This window comes from Amycolatopsis sp. NPDC058340, assembly GCF_042723975.1.
Classification (GTDB): Bacteria; Actinomycetota; Actinomycetes; order Mycobacteriales; family Pseudonocardiaceae; genus Amycolatopsis.
The window spans coordinates 65,419-79,743 of record NZ_JBHXIB010000005.1 but is presented as its reverse complement, the minus strand read 5'-3'; the positions used below and the strand labels follow the sequence as shown (position 1 = coordinate 79,743).

The window sequence follows — 14,325 nt, the reverse complement described above, 5'->3', positions numbered from 1 at the left end:
AAAGGCCGTTGAGCGGAGTCGTCACTCTCGGAACGGCGACGCATGACCAGCGCAGGGCCGTCGAGCGATTGCTCGGCCGCCGGGCCGGTACCGGCACTTCGCTGAGCGTTTCTCTCGACGAAGTCGACGCGGTGCTCCGTCGTAGCGGTGCGGCCCCGGATGGGCTGGCCGACGCGGCAAGACTGCTGATCGGAACCGTGCCATCCCGTGCGGCTGAAGCCGCGGCCTGGTCGGCGGCTTTCAGCCCCCTGGACGAACTGGTCGCACGACGTCCCTTGCTTGCGACGTGGCGGGCGTGGTTGGACTCCACCGGCATGGTCCGGAGGCTGGCCGCCGATCCGGAAAACGCTTCGGCATTGGTCACCGCGGCTGTCCGCGTTCTCGCCGAGCTGCCATCGAAGGGCATCGCGCTGGGCCGGCTCGCGGCGGAAACCACCGGCGACGCGCACGGCTTGGACGATGGGTGTCCCTTGGCGACCATCGTCCTCTCGGCGGTCAGAGTCCTCCGTGGCAGCCCACCGGGCGGAGACGGCACAGCGGGCGAACGCCGGACTTCTTGGGCGGCGGTCGGCGTACATCGTGACGAGCTGTCCTCGTCCGTGTTGTGTCTCGGCCTGCCCGGTGAGGTGGACACGGTGACCGGCCGCATACTGGCGCTGGCGAAGGAATCCGGCGAACCGTGTGTCCTGACACTGCGCCAGTTGAGTGCCGCGCGATTCGGCGTCGGAGCCGGGATCGTGTCGGTCTGTGAGAACCCGATCGTCCTCGCCTCGGCGGCCGATGAGCTGGGACCCGGCTGTCCTCCCCTCGTCTGTGTGAACGGCCAGCCTTCGGCCGCGGTGTTACGGCTGCTCGATCTTCTCGCAGCGGAGGGAGCCACGTTCAGGTATCACGGTGACTTCGACTGGGGCGGTATCCGGATCGCGAACACCCTGCGGGGCCGGATTTCCTGGGAGCCCTGGCGTTTCGACGCTGCGGCGTACTCCTCGACGACCGTGGCAGGCGGTCCGCTGACGGGACGGGTGGCCGACGCGACCTGGGATCCGGAACTACGGCCGACCCTCGAGCGACGTGGAGTACGCATAGAGGAGGAACTCGTCCTTCCTGCCTTGTTGAGGGATCTCCGCTAGGCCTCGTGGAAGTCGTCGAGGCGGTGCGCCTCGGCTGACGACTCCGTGGCGGCCAGCCAATGCGGATAGGTGACATAGACCAGTTCCGTTTCCTCCTCGGCGACGTAGACAAGTTCAGTACCGGAACGCAGGTAGATCACCTCACCGGCTCGAGCTGTCACCGAGCCCGACGGACCCTCGACGGTGAAAACGCCCGAAGTGATGACGAGGGCCTCGTCGTAGGTCATCTTCCAGGGGTTCTTCTCCCCTTTGCCGTAGCGGGCGAAGCCGACGGACATCGCCGCTCCGCTGTCTTGCGAGACGACGTCGGCCAGGAAGATCCGCTGGTCGAGGCGCTGGAACCAGGTCGAAGGGTCATCGCTCGTGAAGTGATCGACGGACATCCAAGTCTCCTTAAGTGGAAGTTTCTCCACTTAGTTAACTGGAGAAAGTTCCACTTGTCCACCGGTTAGGCTCACGAGGTGCTTCCCATCGCAGGCTCCGGGCCGACAGAGCGGGCGGACGCGGCTCGCAATCGGCAGAAGATCGTCCGCGCGGCGGCCAAGCTCGTTGCGGTCAAAGGGATCGACGGGCTCGCGTTGGACGAGGTCGCGGCAGAGGCGGGCGTCGGGATCGGCACCGTGTATCGCCGGTTTCCGGACAAGGGCGCGTTGGCGCAGGCACTGCTCGACGAGAACGAGCGCGAGTTCCAGGAGTCCTTCATCAGCGGGCCGCCCCCGCTGGGGCCGGGAGCACCTCCGAAGGAACGACTCGATGCCTTCATGGACGCATACGTCGACAGACTCGAGACGCACGGGCGACTTTTGATGGTCGCGGAGACCGAGACGCCAATGGCACGGTTCGCGACCGGCGCGTACCGGCTGCACCATAGCCACCTCGTCGCATTGCTCAGCGAGCTCGAGCCGGAGGCGGACGCGCATTTCAGGGCGGACGCACTGCTCGCGCCACTGGCGGCGGCGCAGTACGTCCATCAGCGAGGAAGTGGCATGACACCGGAACGCATCAAGCAGGGCTTGAGGAAGCTGTCATAGTTGGGCCAGCCCGGTAGGGCCACCTACTGAATCCGAAGTACAAGGCATCGCAATCCACTATTTCCGCAATTACAGGACATGCTCACGGAGCTTGATCAACATGCAATACTCCCCGAATGGGGAACAAGCTTCCTGAACCACAGGGGCAGCAGCGTGAAGTCGTCTATCTGCGAGGCAAAGGACACTGCGTCGCGCTGGGAGTGGCCGGTAGCGGAAAGACGGTCATGGCCGTTCGACGAGCCCGTTACCTGGCAACAGTACCCGGCCTGGGCGGACCGACCTTGCTCATCACGTTCAACGGAGCCCTGGTCACGTACTTGAAGAGTCTGATGGACGAAGAATCCGGTGTCACCGTCGAGCAGTATCACGTTTTCGCCCGCCGTGTCCTTCGCGAGTTTTTCGACGCGAACCCGCGCATTTGCGACTTCACCACCAGGGACAACTTGATAGCGCGAGCAATAAAGGATGTTCGACTCGGCTCCGCCGAACGACCCGCGGCCTTCAGGAGGCCCGTGCGGTTCTTCGCGGACGAGTTCGATTGGCTCAACGGCAACGGTATCGATGACTTCGGCGACTACTTGAGCGGTGAGCTCGAACGGGTCGGACGCGGATCGAACCTACTCAAGGCGGACCGGCTCGTCGTCTACAAGGTCTACCGTCGATATCAGGAACTCCTCGCCGGCGAAGGTTTCGATCTCGACTGGTCGAGCCTGGCAAGCGAGCTCTTGCGCACCTTGAACAGCGAAGTGGCCGTACATGGCTACCGGCATGTCGTGGTGGACGAGGGGCAGGACTTCACACCTGAAATGATTCGCTCACTGGCCGCGTTGATACCCGAAGACGGCTCCCTAACCTTCTTCGGCGATTACGCACAGCAGATCTACGGCAGCCGGATGTCTTGGAAGTCCCTCGGCCTCAAGGTCACCGGCGGAAGGCTGGTGCGGTTCGATCGCAACTACCGCAACACACGCCAGATCGCACAGCTCGCGAAGGCCATATCCGACTATCCGAGATTCGGCGACGGAATCGAGCTGGTGAAACCGGCTGCGCCCGTCCGTACTGGTGAGCCACCCGTTCTGGACGAAGCCAAGTCGGAGTCGGACCTGATCAGAGTGACGGCGCGCTACGCCACACATCTCTGCATCGATCGGAATACCAAGGCGAAGGACCAACGCGTGGCGGTGCTCACCCGGGATGACGCACTCGCCGAGCGAATCGCGAGGCTGGTCGACCGGCAGCGAACGATCAGGCTGCATAAAGGCATGACCAAATGGGACCAGTCCCCCGGCGTCTACTACGGCCCGTACAGCGAGGCGCGGGGGCTGGAGTTCGACACCGTCGTACTCCCTCTCCGTGCTGAGGACGAGCTGCCACCGGAGGCGACCATCGACGCCTTCGGACTGGAAGAAGCCAGAGTGAGACAAGCCCGTGAACTTTACGTCGCCGTGACGCGAGCCCGCACCGATGTCGTCCTCATCCATCACGGCCAGTTGGCAAGCGTGCTTCCCGTAGCCGAGTCCGGCATATATGAATTGATGAGCTCATGAACGAGGTCCTGAACGAAGTCGGACAGCGAGGGATCACCAGGTTGTGTCACTTCACCAAGGCAGTGAGCCTGGCGCACATCCTCGCGAGCGGAACCCTGCGAGATGTCGAGTACCTGCGAGATTCCCCTGATGGGTACCGCCCCACCGACGAACGCAGGCTGGACGGGCACCTCGGCCATATATCCTTCAGCCTCGAATACCCGAACTCCTGGTACTTCAGGGAAGCGCGTAAGCGAGACGAGCAGTTCACCGAGTGGGTGGTATTGACGGCGGATCCGGTACTGCTGGCCACACCGGGCACCAGGTTCTGTCCGCACAACGCCGCAAGGTATTCCGGCAGCGGTATTCAGGACGGCCTCGGCGGCTTCGAGGCGATGTTCGCCGAGCGTGTCGGGCAACGTGTACGCGAACCCCGTCACCCGGCGTGGTGGCCGACGGACGATCAAGCGGAAGTATTGATTCCGGGTCCCATCCCGATCACCGCTGTCCGGGGCGTGATCCTCCAGAGCGATGAACAGGCTGCGCTGGAGAGCTTCCGGCTCCGCGAACTCGGGTTGCGGGAGCACCCGCCGTTCGTCATCGCCCCTGACCTCTTTGAAGCGGACAAGCTGTCGTCGCAGGTCAGAAAGGGTTCAAGGCCGCTCGAACTCGCACACGGAGACCTCTACCGGCCCAACGCGTAAGACACCGTCGTCCAGCGGTACGCAGCGCTTCCCGCCGCGGCCCCGCAGCGCGGCGAAAGTCCCAGCGGGGTAGACGACGTCCATCCAAGCGCACGGATTCGCGGGCCGGTGGACCTCGAAGCGCACCGGACCGTCACCGGAGTCCAGAGTCACGACCGAGCCCCGCGGTAGAGCGTCCACGTCGAAGCCCGAGAGCACGATGTTCCGACGGGCCAGCAGCGGATCACCGGGGACAGCAGTAGAGAAGAGCGTGACCGCGGCGGAACGATGCGCGGGGTGGTTGAAGTACCGGTCCCCCACCAGCCCCAGTCCCGCGCGCACCTCGACGTGGTCGCGCGAGACCGGCACTGGATCAGCACGAGGGCCATCGGAAGGACGGCCCTCGTACGCATGCACCGAAGAGACGTGCAGCGCGACGATCAGCGCTCGCCGAGCTGCCATTCCGGCCGCACGTAGTGGCAGGTGTAGCCGTTCGGGATGCGCTCCAGGTAGTCCTGGTGCTCCGGCTCGGCTTCCCAGAAGTCACCGGCCTGGGTCACCTCGGTGACCACCTTGCCCGGCCACTTGCCGGAGGCGTCGACGTCCGCGATCGTCTGCTCGGCGACCTGCTTCTGCTTGTCGTCGGTGTAGAAGATCGCCGACCGGTAGCTCGTGCCGATGTCGTTGCCCTGGCGGTTGCGGGTCGTCGGGTCGTGGATCTGGAAGAAGAACTCCAGGATCTGCCGGTACGTCAGTTGCGCCGGGTCGAAGACGATCTCGATGCCTTCGGCGTGGGAGCCGTGGTTGCGGTAGGTCGCGTTCGGCACGTCGCCGCCGGTGTAGCCGACCCTGGTGGAGACGACCCCGGGGTGCCGGCGGAACAGGTCCTGCATGCCCCAGAAGCAGCCGCCCGCGAGAACAGCCTTTTCCGTCACTGTAGATCTCCTTCGGTCGTTGACACCCAGTACAACGTGTCGCACCCGCCCTGTCATCCCCGTCCAAGTGTGACGGAACGCTTACGTCCACCGTGCGTCTCACGGTAGGTGAAATCCCTGCTCGCGGTCCTCGCCCTCCTCCTCGCCGGCTGCGCGACGGCCCCACCGGGCCCGACGCCGGAAGACGCCTTCCGGTTCGGCGGGATCTCCATGCCCGCGAGCGGCAAGGTGCTGGAGACGCGGCACGACCGGGGCATCGACTCGCGCTACGTCGTCGTCCTCACCCTTCCGGCGGAGGACGTGCCCAAGCTGCTCGAAGCGTCGGACTTCGCGCCCGGGGTGATGAACGACGACCGGGTCGTCGACGGCCGTCACGTCTACCGCAAGGTCACCGTCGAGGGGACCACGGTGCGTCTCGAGATGTTCACGACGTGAGCACTCTGCGTAAAAAAGACGGTCCGTTCGAACTCGCCTGGGTGACCCCCTAACGTGTACCTCCACGCACCATCCGCCGGAGGACGCATGGATCCGTTCCGTGTACCGCCCGAGCTGTTCCGTTTCACCGACGGGAGCAGATCCGGGCTCCCCCTGGCGATCCTGCACGCCTTCGGCGAGGCGAACGAGCGGCTCGAGACGGCGCTCGGGATCGACGACGTCCGCACGAGGCTGCGCGAGGTCGGCTGGCTGGAGACGCTCGACGACGAGGACCTCGTCAAAGCGCTGGACCAGCTCAAGGGCCAGGGTCAGCTGGACGTCGTCCAGAGCCACGCGGGTGACTACCGGACCGCGTCCGAATACGAGCGCCGCAACCTCCAGTACGCGCTGACCCGGCAGGGCGAGGCGGCGTACGCGGGTGTGGTCCGCGCGAACGAGGTGCTCAACGCGTCCGGGGCGCTTCAGACGGCGACGCTCGAAGCGCTGGGCGAGCGCCTCGGTGAGCTCGCGAAGCAGCTCGAAGACGGCACCGACCGGCGTGTGTTCAGCACGCTCGCCGAAGTCGAGGGACATCTCGAAACGTTCCGCGACAACACGAAGCGCTTCAACGGCGACCTCCAGCGCCTGTTGCACGCGGAGGCCGACCTCGCGACGTTCCACGAGGTCAAGGCGGCCACGGTCGCGTATCTGCAGGAGTTCCTGAACGACCTGGAACATCACACCCACACGATCGCGACCCGGATCAAGGAGATCGACGACCACGGCATCGAGCGCGTACACCGGCGGGCGCTCAACGGGGCGGCCCTTCGCACGCCGGATCAGCGCTGGCTCGACGTCCGCAAGGCGCGTTGGGACGGGCTTCGCGCGTGGTTCCTGCCCGAGGACGGGGCGACGCCCAGGGTCGAGGACCTCCACAACCTCGCGCGGCGGGCGATCATCACGCTGCTCCAGGTCCTCGACCGGATCACCGAGTCGCGGCGGCGCGCGAGCAGCGCGGTCGCCGATTTCCGTGAGCTGGCGCGGTGGTTCACCGTCGTCCCGGCGCAGGAGGACCTGCATCGCCTGTGGTCCACGATGTTCGGGCTGAGCTCGGCGCGGCACGCGCATCTCGCCCACGCCGACCCGGAAGTGGTCAGCACGACGGCCTCGTGGCTCGACGCGCCGCCGGTCGAGGTGTCGGAGCTGCTGCGTTCCGCGGGCCGCACCGAGCGGTTCACCAGGACCGGACGAGTCCGGGACGTCACCGCGATCCGGGCGGCGCGAGTCCATCAGGCGATCCAGGAACGCGCCGAACTCGAAGCGGCGTGGAACATGCTCGACACCGGCGGCGTCGTGCGGCTTTCCGCGTTCGAGAAGCTGGACCACACCGTTTTCGAGCGGCTGCTGGACCTGCTGGGCCAGGCGCTGGGAAGGCCTCCGGGCGCGGAGGGCACCCGCCGGAGCACGACCTCCGACGGGCAGATCGAGATCGTCCTGCGGCCGCCGCGGAACGGCGCGGTCGCCCGCTTGACCACCACGAGCGGCGTTTTCCGGGGCCCCGACTACGAAATCGAGATCAGCACGGCCGGAGGCGGTGCGTGAGCCTCACGAACCAACTGGTCATCGCGGAACGCGAAGAGGTCGCGCGCGGGATCCGGGCGCTGCTGGCCACCCCGCTGATCGGCGAACGCGGCTCCCCCGAGACCTTCGACCTCATCCGCCGCCGCCGCGAACCCATCCGGCAGTGGTTCGACTACTACTGCGGCTGGACGCTCACGGTCGAACCGCGGCTCGGCTACGCCCGGCTGGTCAAGGTCCGCGCGGCCACCGATCCCACCCGCCCGGCGCGGCGGCTGCGGTCCGGGCGTGCGGCGTTCGACCGCCGCCGCTACGTCCTGCTGTGCGTGGTGGCCGCCGAACTCCTGACCGTGCCGGTGACCACCATCGGCCTGCTCGCCGGCCGGGTCGCGCAGGCGAGCGGCGCGGACGACCTGGTCACCACGTTCGACGGCGCCGTCCGGGCGGAGCGGCTGGCGTTCGTGGACGTCCTCAAACTGCTGGAGTCCTTCGGCGTCCTCGAAGCCGCGGACGGCGACCCGGAGTCCTTTGTGGACGATCCGGCGGCGAAGGTGCTGTTCCGGGTCGACGCGACGTTGTTGCTGCGGCTGCTCGCCGCGCCGGTCGGGCCGTCGCAGCTGGCCGTGCCCGCCGACGACGTCGCTTTGCGGTTCGAGGAGCTGCTGGAGGCGGTGTCGCACGAGCAGCGCTACGGCCTTTCGTCGGGCCGCCACGAGGACACGCCGAGCGCGTCGGACGTCCAGCGGAACCTGTGGCTGCGGCACACGGTGTTCCGGCGTCTCGTCGACGATCCGGTGCTGTACTTCGCCGAATTGACCGCGGAGGAACGCGCGTACCTCGGGACGCCGACCGGGCGCCAGCTGCTGCGGCGTGCCGCGGAGCAGGGCGGTTTCGTCCTCGAAGAACGCGCAGAGGGCGTGCTGCTCGTCGATGTCGACGGGCTGGCCACCGACGAGAAGTTCCCGGACGACGGCAGCAACGCCAAGGTCGCCGCGCTCCTGCTGCTCGACGCGCTCGACGAGCCGCGCACCACCGACTATCTGCAGAAGGCCACCGCCAAACTGCTGAAACGCTTCCCGCGCTGGGCCAAGACGTACCGGGGCAAGGACGGGGTGCGACGGCTGACCGTCGACGCGCTCGCCGTGCTGACCGGATTCGGCCTCGTCCGCACCGAAGCCGAACTCGTCCGGCCGCTCCCGGCCGCCGCGAGGTACACCGACCGCTCCGAGGAGGCGCCGTGACCGTGACGAGGTGGATCCCCTCCCGTGCGGGCATTCTCAACATCTGGCGCTACTACGACGAGATCTTCGAGTTCCACGACGGGCGCCTGCTGCTGCGCGGCCCCAACGGGAGCGGGAAGTCGAAGGCGCTGGAGCTGCTGCTGCCGTTCCTGTTCGACGCGAGCCTGCGCGCCAACCGGTTGTCGACCTTCGGCACCAGCGAACGCAGCATGCACTGGAACCTGATGGGCGAAGGCGCTTCCGGCGCCACACGTGTCGGGTATGTCTGGCTCGAATTCGGCATGGCGGGCGAGAAGTGGTTCACCTGCGGCGCGCGGCTGCAGGCGAGCACGCACACCAGCACGGTGCACGCCGACTTCTTCACCACCGATCTGCGCGTGGGCGACGGTTTGCCGCTGGTCAACGAGGCGGGTCAGCCGCTGACCAAGAACGCGCTGGAGGAAGCCCTCGGCGAGCACGGGACCGTGCACGAGGGCGCGACCGAATACCGCGCGGCGATCCGCGCGAAACTGTTCCCCACCTTGAGCGAACAGCGCTACGACGCGCTGATCACCGCGCTGCTCCAGCTGCGGATGCCCAAACTCTCGCAGCGGCTCGACCCGAGCCTGCTGTCCAACCTGCTTTCCCGCGCGCTTCCGCCGTTGGGGCAGCAGGAGATCGCGGATCTCGCCGAGGGGTTCGAACGGCTCGACGCGCAGCGCGAACGGCTGGGCTCGCTGGAGACCGAGGTCGATGCGACCCGCGCGCTCGCCGCGCGGCAGAAGACCTACGCCCAGCGTGTGCTGCGCGCGGGCGCCGCGAACCTCATCAACGCGACCACGGAACTCGACGAACTCGCCGCGGCGGCCCGCCGTTCGGCCGAGGAACACGACGAGGTCGCGGCGAAGAAAGAGGCCGCCGAGGAACGGGCGGCGAAGCTCGAAAAGGACGTCGAAGAGGCCGAAGCCCGTCTCTCCGGGCTGACCGAATCCGAGTCGTACCGCAAGGGCCAGGAGCTCGACAAGCTGCGGCAACGGGCCTTGTCCACGCGTGAAAAGGCGGAGGCACTGCGCGCGGACGCCGACCGGCTCCGTGCCGAGGCGGACGCCGACGAGGAACGCTCGCGGGCGGCGAAGCAGGTCGCGAAACGGCAGGCCGACCTCGTGCGCTCGCTGGAGACCGAGGTCCGCGCCGCCGCGACCCGCGCGAACCTGGCCGGGGTGCACGACGAACTCGTCGCCGGACTGGACGAACCGGTCAGGCTCCGCCCGCTGCTGCAGGCCGCCGTCCGCGGCAAACGCGACCAGGTCGAGGCACTCGGCCGCGCGCTGGACAAACACGAACGCGCCGTCGGGCGGCGTCACCAGGCCGAGGCGGACCTGGACCGTGCACGAGCGGATTTCTCGGTCGCGCAGGAGCGGGTGGACCTCACGACGGCGACGCGCGAGCTCGCGCTGAGCGATCTGCGCACCCGGCTCGCCGAATGGGCGATCGGCTGCCGTGAGCTGCGGTTCCCCGACGTGGAAGCGGTCGTCCGGGACGCCGAGGCGGAGGTCTCGCTGCTGAGCAGGCTCGGCGCCGTCGCCGAGGGCGTGCTCGAAGACATCATCCGCCGGGAGGCGGCGACCGGTGCCGCGCTGGCCACCGCGCGCGCCGAGCACGACGAGCTCCTCGTCGAAGCGGGCGTGCTCGAAACCGAAGACATCCTCGCGCCCGAGTCGCCGCGCACCCGTACGGCGGACCGGGCGGAGATGAGCGGCGCGCCGCTGTGGCGGCTGGTCGATTTCGCCGGCTCGGTCCCGGAAAGCAGCCACGCGGGAATCGAGGCCGCGCTCGAAGGCGCCGGTCTGCTGGACGCCTGGGTGAACTCCCACGGCGTCGTCGATGGGCACGACGTGCTCGCGGAGTCCGGAACATTGCCGGTGGCCTCCGGTCGTTCGCTCGCCGACGTCCTCGTCCCGGAACCCGACGCGGAGGTTTCTCCTACGAAGATCCGCCGGATCCTGGAAGTGATCGCCTTCGACGACACGCTCCCCGCCGGTCCCGCGGCGATCGGCGCGGACGGCAGCTGGCGGATGGGCAGCCTGTCGGGCAGCTGGACGAAGGACGCTCCGGCGTACATCGGTGGTTCCGCACGGCTGCGCGCCCGCGAACGCCGTATCGCCGCGCTGCGGGACAAGATCTCCCTCCGCGAGAAGACCATCGCCGAGCTGGAGGGCGAGCTCGCCGCGTTGCGCGGCAGGCGCGAGCTGATCAAGATCGAACGCGCCGCCCGCCCCGGTCACGACGATCTCCTTGCCGCGACAGGGGAACTGACCACGGCCGAGGCCGAGCTGACCGCCGCCGACGCCGCCGTCCGGCATCTGGAGGCGGCCGTCGGCGCGCTGGAGATCGAGGCCAAGACCGCACTGCACGAGCTGACCGCCCAGGCTTCGGAATCCGGGTTGCCGACCGAACGCGCGCCGCTGGCCGCACTCGCCACGGCCCTGCGCACCTACTCCGACCAGGGTGAGAACTGGTTGTACGAGAACGGAAACCTGCTCACCGCGACGCAGCGGGCCGAGCTGTGCGCCGAACAGGCGGACCGGTCGGAGGCGAACGCGGCCCGGCGCGAGGACGAGGCCGCCGACGCGGAGGCCGAACGCACCAAGCTCACCGCGATGCTCGACGCGATCGACGGGACGGTCGGCACCGGCCAGCGCGAGGTGCTCGCCGAAATCGACGGCCTGCGCACGAAACTGCGTGAACTCTCGGGCGAACTCCGCGCCGCGAACGCCGACGCCAAGGAGCTCGCGGTGTCGCTGGGCGCGCTCGGTGTCCGCCGGACGACCGACGCGCGGGCCCGCGAAGAGGCGGCCAAGAAACAGGACGCGGCGGCGCTCCGGTTCCGGAAGCTCGCCACCGGGATCTTCCCCGCGGACGGCGGGATCGAGGACCTGCCGAAGTTCCAGGCCACCCTGTCCGCGTCCGAGAGTGTGCGTGCGGCGCTCGACACGGCCCGGCTGGTGGCCGCGGCATGGCCGTCCGTCCCGCACGCGCCGAGCAACCTCGGCGAGGCACTGCACCGGCTGTCGGAGGCCGTGCACACCTGCCGGAACACGCTCAGCTCGCGCGCGGAACTCGATCTGGAGACCGACGAGGACGTCCAGATCTTCACCGCCGTCGTCGACGGGCTGCGGGTCGGCGCGGCCGAACTGCTGAAGATCCTTTACGCGGAAGCGGAACAGAGCAGGCACGAGATCACCGATCGCGAAAGCGACCTGTTCGACAAGACCCTGACCGGCGACACCCGCCGTCATCTCGCGGCCCGTATCCGGCAGGCCAACGACCTCGTCGACGGGATGAACGCGCGGCTGGAACGCGTGCGGACCGCGTCGCGGGTCGCCGTCCGGCTGGTCTGGCAGGTCTCCCCGGATCTGCCGCCGGGCACCAAGACCGCGCGGGATCTGCTGCTGAAGGATCCGGATCAGCTGACCGCCGAGGATCGTGTGTCACTGCACAAGTTCTTCCGTGAGCGCGTCGAGCAGGCGAAGGCGGACGACACGGCGACCAGCTGGGAACAGCAGCTCGCGCAGGTCTTCGATTACACGTCGTGGCACCGGTTCGTGGTCAAGGTGGACCGCGCGAACGGGGCGGGCTGGCAGCTGCTGACCAAGAAGCTGCACGGCGCGCTTTCCGGTGGGGAGAAGGCGATCGCGCTGCATCTGCCGCTGTTCGCCGCCGTCGCCGCACACTACCAGGCCGCGCCAGAGGCACCGAGGGTGATCCTGCTCGACGAGGTGTTCGTCGGCGTCGACACCACGAACCGGGGGCAGGTGTTCGGCCTGCTGTCCGCGCTCGACCTCGACCTGATGCTGACTTCGGACCACGAATGGTGCACTTACGCCGAACTCGGCGGCGTCGGGATCCATCAGCTCATCACCGGCGGCGACGGCGACGACGCGGTCACCACGGCGCGATTCACCTGGAACGGTCACGACCTCCAGCCCGCGGGGCATTAGCCTGAGCGGGCCCTTTCCGTCGCTATTCCTTGTGCGGCGCGGGAGGCTCGCTACGTTCCTGCCGGTCGGGGATGTCGCGATGGCGCTCGATACCAACTGAGCGGGGAACGCCGGTGTCCGGTCTTCGGGCCGGACACCGGGGTTTCCGGGAGAGCGGCTGGTGCCTGCGGTCTTTCGTCGGGGGTAGTTGCCGAAAAACGGCGACGTTGCTAGGCACCCCTCGGCTGGGTCTTCTAACGCCCGCTATTGCCGTCCAGACGACCTGCGGCATTCCGCCAGAGCGCGGTTGCCGAAAAACGGCGACGCCGCCCAGGGCGCATGATCGACAGATCTCGTTGCCGAAAATCGGCAATGCCGCACTCTCGCAAAAGGCCGGGAATTGTCGGTGGTGGGTCGTATGTTCGTGGGGTGGACACACATTCCGCGCCGGTGGCGCTACTGGAGAATCTCACCAACCCTGAGCTGCTTTCGGCAGTGAATACCGCGGTGGATTCGTTGGACGACAAGGATTCCGTCGCGTTGGCGCAGGCGGCGTCGGCGGGGATCGCGCGGTTGGAGGCGGTCCGGTTCCGGGCACTCGCGCAGCTGAACCGGCACCGCGACGGCGCGCGAAGCGTGACGCAGGAGGTCGCGTTCGCACTGTTGCTTGTGGACAATCACGCGGGTGCGATGGTCGCCGCGGCCGACGCGCTGACCACTCGCCTGCCCCGCACCCTGAATCTCATGGATGAGGGAAAGCTGTCCGGGTTCAGCGCGATGAAGGTCGCTTCGGCGACCGTGTGGCTTTCCGATGAGGACGCTCGCGCGGTCGACGCGGTGTTGGAAGACCGGCTCGCGGACAAGAACCCGGACCAGGTCCGGAAGGCCGCCAATCACGCGGCGAACACCATCGACCCCGAAGGCGCCGGCAAACGCGCCGAGCAGCATCGAGACGGCCGCCGCCTCACCGTGCGGCACGGCGAAACCGGGGTGGCGTCGATCGAGGTCGAGGACGGCCCGGTCGAGAAGGTCACCGCCGCCTACCAGCGCATCGACCGCGAAGCGAGAGCCCTCAGAACTGGCGGCGAAACCCGCACCCTCGACCAGTTGCGTGCCGATGTCGCGCTCGATCTGCTGCTCGGCGGGCGGGGCGGCACCAGTGAACGCAGCGAAGTCTTCCTGTACATGGATTTGTTCACCTATCTCGGGATGAATGACGCTCCGGCGGAGCTGGCCGGGCACGGCACGATCCCCGCCGCGCTCGCCCGCCATATCTCCGCCGGCGAGAACACTGTGCTGCGGCGGATCATCACCGACCCGCCCTCCGGACAGGTCCTCGACCTCGGGCGCGATCGCTACCGGCCGACCGCCGGTCTGGCCGAGTTCGTGCGGGTGCGGGACCGCGAATGCCGAAGACCCGGCTGCCACCGCCCCGCCCAAACCTGCGACCTCGACCATTCCCTGCCCTGGCAACACGGCGGCCACACCGCCGACACCGAACTCATCGACCTCTGCCGCCGCGACCATCGCTTGAAGGACGAACCCGGCTGGAACTACCGGCTGAGTTCGGACGGCACCCTCACCATCACCACTCCCACCGGACAGCAGCACACCAGTACACCGCCACCGCTCCACGAACCCCGGCCAGCCGACGAACCACCGTTCTGAGCCCGTCGCCGGAAAACGACGACAGGCGGGTTGTGCGGAAAGGCCTTCAGCCGCGGATGGGTTCCGCTGTTCCGGTCCGTCGCCGGAACAGACGAGTTGCGTACGGCGGGGCTGGGCTCAGCCGAATCCCACGCTGACAAAGTCCCCCGCTGTTCCGGTC

At 67.8% G+C, this 14,325-nt stretch carries 12 protein-coding genes; 9 read left to right on the top strand and 3 right to left on the bottom strand.

Translation table 11 applies throughout. From position 1 onward, the window contains the following. The first annotated feature begins 8 nt into the window (after positions 1–8). The gene (locus ACFWIW_RS08620) at positions 9–1,130 is read left to right on the top strand and encodes a TIGR02679 family protein (RefSeq protein WP_378367851.1); all 1,122 of its coding nucleotides are present in this window, start codon (positions 9–11) and stop codon (positions 1,128–1,130) included. Here the strand turns inward: ACFWIW_RS08620 and ACFWIW_RS08615 are convergent. Continuing rightward, positions 1,127–1,513 carry a cupin gene (locus ACFWIW_RS08615; RefSeq protein WP_378367850.1) on the bottom strand — a complete coding sequence of 129 codons (387 nt, stop codon included), beginning with the start codon at positions 1,511–1,513 and terminating at the stop codon, positions 1,127–1,129. The genes ACFWIW_RS08620 and ACFWIW_RS08615 overlap by 4 nt on opposite strands. 78 nt (positions 1,514–1,591) lie before the next feature. On the opposite strand from ACFWIW_RS08615, the gene ACFWIW_RS08610 reads away from it, so the two are divergent. From ACFWIW_RS08610 to ACFWIW_RS08600, 3 genes are all read left to right on the top strand, one after another. Next, positions 1,592–2,161 carry a TetR/AcrR family transcriptional regulator gene (locus ACFWIW_RS08610; protein ID WP_378367849.1) on the top strand — a complete coding sequence of 190 codons (570 nt, stop codon included), beginning with the start codon at positions 1,592–1,594 and terminating at the stop codon, positions 2,159–2,161. Between the two features lie 116 nt (positions 2,162–2,277). Continuing rightward, positions 2,278–3,708 carry a 3'-5' exonuclease gene (locus ACFWIW_RS08605; protein ID WP_378367848.1) on the top strand — a complete coding sequence of 477 codons (1,431 nt, stop codon included), beginning with the start codon at positions 2,278–2,280 and terminating at the stop codon, positions 3,706–3,708. Continuing rightward, on the top strand, positions 3,705–4,391 hold the full coding sequence (locus ACFWIW_RS08600) for a DarT ssDNA thymidine ADP-ribosyltransferase family protein (RefSeq protein ID WP_378367847.1): 687 nt from the start codon (positions 3,705–3,707) through the stop codon (positions 4,389–4,391). Before ACFWIW_RS08605 ends, ACFWIW_RS08600 begins: the two co-directional genes overlap by 4 nt. On the opposite strand, the gene ACFWIW_RS08595 is transcribed toward ACFWIW_RS08600, so the two are convergent. Both ACFWIW_RS08595 and msrA read right to left on the bottom strand, forming a co-directional pair. Continuing rightward, positions 4,341–4,832 carry a molybdenum cofactor biosysynthesis protein gene (locus ACFWIW_RS08595; protein WP_378367846.1) on the bottom strand — a complete coding sequence of 164 codons (492 nt, stop codon included), beginning with the start codon at positions 4,830–4,832 and terminating at the stop codon, positions 4,341–4,343. The two genes, ACFWIW_RS08600 and ACFWIW_RS08595, sit on opposite strands and share 51 nt — an antisense overlap. Continuing rightward, positions 4,811–5,305 (bottom strand): peptide-methionine (S)-S-oxide reductase MsrA, encoded by a 495-nt coding sequence (gene msrA, locus ACFWIW_RS08590; protein ID WP_063273222.1) that lies wholly within the window; start codon positions 5,303–5,305, stop codon positions 4,811–4,813. Before msrA ends, ACFWIW_RS08595 begins: the two co-directional genes overlap by 22 nt. 108 nt (positions 5,306–5,413) lie before the next feature. On the opposite strand from msrA, the gene ACFWIW_RS08585 reads away from it, so the two are divergent. The 5 genes from ACFWIW_RS08585 (at position 5,414) to ACFWIW_RS08565 (ending at position 14,165) form a co-directional block, all read left to right on the top strand. Further along, complete coding sequence (locus ACFWIW_RS08585; protein WP_378367845.1) at positions 5,414–5,740, top strand: hypothetical protein; 327 nt, start codon at positions 5,414–5,416, stop codon at positions 5,738–5,740. Between the two features lie 87 nt (positions 5,741–5,827). Further along, on the top strand, positions 5,828–7,321 hold the full coding sequence (locus ACFWIW_RS08580) for a TIGR02677 family protein (RefSeq protein ID WP_378367844.1): 1,494 nt from the start codon (positions 5,828–5,830) through the stop codon (positions 7,319–7,321). Further along, positions 7,318–8,538 (top strand): TIGR02678 family protein, encoded by a 1,221-nt coding sequence (locus ACFWIW_RS08575; RefSeq protein WP_378367843.1) that lies wholly within the window; start codon positions 7,318–7,320, stop codon positions 8,536–8,538. The genes ACFWIW_RS08580 and ACFWIW_RS08575 overlap by 4 nt, the downstream gene beginning before the upstream one ends. Then, on the top strand, positions 8,535–12,518 hold the full coding sequence (locus ACFWIW_RS08570; RefSeq protein WP_378367842.1) for a TIGR02680 family protein: 3,984 nt from the start codon (positions 8,535–8,537) through the stop codon (positions 12,516–12,518). Before ACFWIW_RS08575 ends, ACFWIW_RS08570 begins: the two co-directional genes overlap by 4 nt. Before the next feature lie 429 nt (positions 12,519–12,947). Next, the gene (locus ACFWIW_RS08565; protein ID WP_378368046.1) at positions 12,948–14,165 is read left to right on the top strand and encodes a DUF222 domain-containing protein; all 1,218 of its coding nucleotides are present in this window, start codon (positions 12,948–12,950) and stop codon (positions 14,163–14,165) included. Positions 14,166–14,325 lie beyond the last annotated feature (160 nt).

What these genes read in the sequence shown, in the direction of transcription:
- ACFWIW_RS08615 (WP_378367850.1), bottom strand. Translation starts at nt 1,513, where the DNA reads ATGTCCGTCGATCACTTCACGAGCGATGACCCTTCGACCTGGTTCCAG.
- ACFWIW_RS08605 (WP_378367848.1), top strand. Translation starts at nt 2,278, where the DNA reads ATGGGGAACAAGCTTCCTGAACCACAGGGGCAGCAGCGTGAAGTCGTC.
- ACFWIW_RS08600 (WP_378367847.1), top strand. Translation starts at nt 3,705, where the DNA reads ATGAACGAGGTCCTGAACGAAGTCGGACAGCGAGGGATCACCAGGTTG.
- ACFWIW_RS08595 (WP_378367846.1), bottom strand. Translation starts at nt 4,832, where the DNA reads ATGGCAGCTCGGCGAGCGCTGATCGTCGCGCTGCACGTCTCTTCGGTG.
- ACFWIW_RS08580 (WP_378367844.1), top strand. Translation starts at nt 5,828, where the DNA reads ATGGATCCGTTCCGTGTACCGCCCGAGCTGTTCCGTTTCACCGACGGG.